2 protein-coding genes and 1 pseudogene are annotated in these 3,222 nt (G+C 74.0%); 1 reads left to right on the forward strand and 2 read right to left on the reverse strand.

Annotated features, from left to right (window positions below; genetic code table 11):
• A partial coding sequence (locus tag E1291_RS40465) for an amino acid permease (RefSeq protein ID WP_131743299.1) occupies positions 1-1,406 on the reverse strand: 1,406 nt, incomplete at its 3' end.
• Positions 1,407-1,510: 104 nt separating this feature from the next.
• On the opposite strand from E1291_RS40465, the gene E1291_RS40470 reads away from it, so the two are divergent.
• Entirely contained in the window at positions 1,511-2,479 is a 969-nt protein-coding gene (locus E1291_RS40470) for an alpha/beta hydrolase (RefSeq protein ID WP_242614682.1), read from the forward strand.
• Positions 2,480-2,498: 19 nt separating this feature from the next.
• Here E1291_RS40470 and E1291_RS42945 read toward each other — a convergent pair.
• Positions 2,499-3,222: pseudogene (locus tag E1291_RS42945) on the reverse strand (hypothetical protein); the annotation flags it as partial.

The following is a 3,222-nucleotide window of genomic DNA, read 5'->3' on the forward strand; positions in this document are numbered from 1 at the left end:
GCCGGGGCGAGGACCTCGTTGTCGAAGGTGGGGTCGGTCGCGGGCCCGGCGGGCGGGCAGGTCACGGGGTCCTCCGCGCGAGCCGCGGCGGCCACGCCGAGGCTGACCAGCGACGAGACGAGCTGCGACCGCCGCTCGTCCATCAGGGCCATCGAGCCGAGCACCGCCAGCAGCGCCGCGACGACGAGCCAGCTGAGGTAGGGGAACAGCCACATCCGGTAGGTGAGGCCCCCCGGGTCCTCGCGCCGCAGCCGGGCCCGCAGCCGCAGCTGGGACAGCATGATCGACAGGTAGACGAAGGCGAGCACGCTGCCGACGGAGTTCATCAGGAACGTGAACACCCGGTCCGGTGAGGTGTAGGAGGCCACGACCGCGGCCCACGCGGCGACCGTCCCGAGCAGGATCGCCCGGACGGGGACGCCGCGGCGGTTGAGCCGCACGAGCGCGGCGGGCGCGTCGCCGTCCCGGGTGAGGACGTACAGCATCCGGGACGAGGCGTAGATCGCCGAGTTCAGCACCGACAGGACGGCGGTGAGGATGACCGCCTGCATCACGGTGCCCGCGGCGGGCACGTCGAGCCGGTCGAGGGCGCTGACGAACGGGCTGGTGAGGACCCGGGCGTCGTCCCACGGCAGGATCGCCACCACCAGCAGGATCGACAGCACGTAGAACAGCGCGACCCGCCACAGCACGTTCCCGGTGGCCCGCGCGACGGCCCGGCCGGGCTCGGCGCTCTCCGCCGCGGCGATGGTGACGATCTCCGTCCCGCCGAAGGCGAACATGACGGCGACGATCGCGGTGAACACCGACCGCGGCCCGTTCGGCGCGAACCCGCCGTGCCCGGTGAGGGTGTGCGAGCCGCCCGGGGCGTCCGGCCACAGGCCGAGGACGTAGAGGGAGCCGAGGACGAGGAACACCAGGATCGCCGCGACCTTGATCGAGGCGAACCAGAACTCGAACTCGCCGAACGAGCGGACGGAGACGAGGTTGACCGCCGTCATCACCAGCAGCAGCGCGGCGGCGAGCGTCCACTGCGGCAGCCCGACCCACTCGCGCAGGATCGCGGCCCCGGCGACCGCCTCCGCGCCGACGAGGATGACGTACATGTACCAGTAGATCCAGCCGGTCGTGAACCCGGCGAACGGCCCGAGCGCCATCCGCGCGTACCCGGCGAGCGACCCGGCGACCGGGCGAGCCACCACCATCTCGCCCAGCGCCCGCAGCACGCAGAGCACGAGCACCCCCGCGGCCGCGTACGACAGCACGGCGGCGGGCCCGGCGGCCCTGATCACGGCGCCGCTGCCGACGAACAGGCCGGCCCCCACCGCGCCGCCGATGGCGAGCATCGTCATGTGGCGGCGGCGCAGCCCCGACCGCAGGCCGCCTTCCTCGGTGGTCTCGGACATCGCTCCAGGTGCTCCGATGGTCGGCGAGGGGACGGATCCACAGTAGATGACCGGGGCGGAGCCACCTGGCCGTACGCTGTGGGCCTGCGCTTGGAAGGGGTGTCGTGGGAGAGACATTGCATGTGGCCGAGGACGTTCTCGGGCCGGGGTACGAGGCCCTGGAACTGCCCCTCGGCCGGGACGCCGAGGGCGAGGTCGTGGCGACGCTCGTGCGGCGGCGCGGCACCGAGCCGTCCCGCCGGGCGGTGCTCTACCTGCACGGGTTCATCGACTACTTCTTCCAGCGGCACCTGGCCGACTTCTACGTGGACCTCGGCTTCGACTTCTACGCCCTCGACCTCCGCAAGTACGGGCGGTCGCTGCGTCCCCACCAGACCCCGAACCTGATCGGGAGCCTGTCGGAGTACTTCCCGGAGATCGACGAGGCGGTGCGGATCGTCCGCGAGGTGGACGGCCACCGCACGCTGCTGCTCAACGGCCACTCCACCGGCGGGCTGATCGCCGCCCTGTGGGCGGACCGGGTGCGCGGGCGCGGGCTCGTCGACGGGCTTTTCCTCAACAGCCCGTTCCTCGACCTCAACGCACCGGCCGTCGCGCGCGTGCTCGGCACCGGGCTGGCTCACGCGCTGCGTCCTCGCTTCCCGACGGCGACGCTCCCGGCGGGGGTGAGCGAGCGCTACATGCGCAGCCTCCACCATGACCACGAGGGCGAGTGGGACTTCGACCTGGCGTGGAAGCCGCTGCGGGGCTTCCCGGTGCGCGCGGCGTGGCTGGCGGCGGTGCGGCGGGGGCAGCGGCGCCTGCACGCCGGGCTGGACATCGACGTGCCGGTGCTGGTGATGGCCTCGGCGCGCAGCGTCCGGCCCACGCGCCGGGCGCCGGACGTGGCCGGCGCCGACGCGGTCCTGGACGTCGAGCACATCGCGCGGTGGGCGCCGCGGCTCGGCCGGCACGTCACGCTCGTCCGGATCGACGGCGGGCTGCACGACCTCGTCCTGTCCGCCGAGCCCGCCCGCGCGCGGGTCTTCGCGGAGCTGGCCCGCTGGACGCGCGGTCACCTGCCCGGCGGCTGAGGGCCCGCGCGGGCCCCGGCTAGCCTCGGATCTTCGACATGTCGAAGTCGTCGAAGTCGGCGACGATCTGCTGCGCCGGGTTGCCGCCCCGCTCGATCTGGATCCCGGCCCAGCCGTTGCCGAGCGGCCCGTCGCCGTCGGTGCGGTCGATGACCCGCTCGCCGTTCACCCAGAGCCGCAGCCGGTTCCTCTTCCCGCCGTCCCGGCCCTCACAGGCGACCTGCAGCTTGTTGGGGCCCTTCGCCGAGAAGCCCGGGACGTCGTCGACGTCGGCGAGCTCCTTGGTGCCCTGGTCGCCGCCGGCCTTGCGGAGCAGCGCTCCCTTGCCGTCCTTGCGCACCAGGAAGGCGTACTGCCGCTTGCCGTCGTCGTTCGCGCGGCACAGCAGGCCGAACACGCCGTCCGGCGGCCCCTGCGCGACGGTGACGGTGACGGTCACGAGCACCGGGTCGGGGATCTCGTCGGCCTTGTCCCTGGGCACCCACCGGCCGCGCGTGGCGCTGCCCGCGTCGGTCTCCAGCCGGTACCCGCCGTCCTTGTAGCCGAACTGGCCGGTGAAGGGACTGCCGCCTCCCCAGCCCGAGTTCGCGTTGGAGAAGTCGTCGCTGAAGGCGGTGGCGAGGTCGCCGGGCGGGCCGTCCGAGCCGCGGGCGGAGAACGCGACGGCGGCGGCCACGGCGAGCGCGGCGACGGCGGCGGCGCCGATGAGCAGCGGACGGCGCGGCGGGCCGCCGGACCGCCCG

Origin of the sequence: Actinomadura roseirufa (genome assembly GCF_900659635.1) — a bacterium.
Lineage (GTDB): Bacteria > Actinomycetota > Actinomycetes > Streptosporangiales > Streptosporangiaceae > Spirillospora > Spirillospora roseirufa.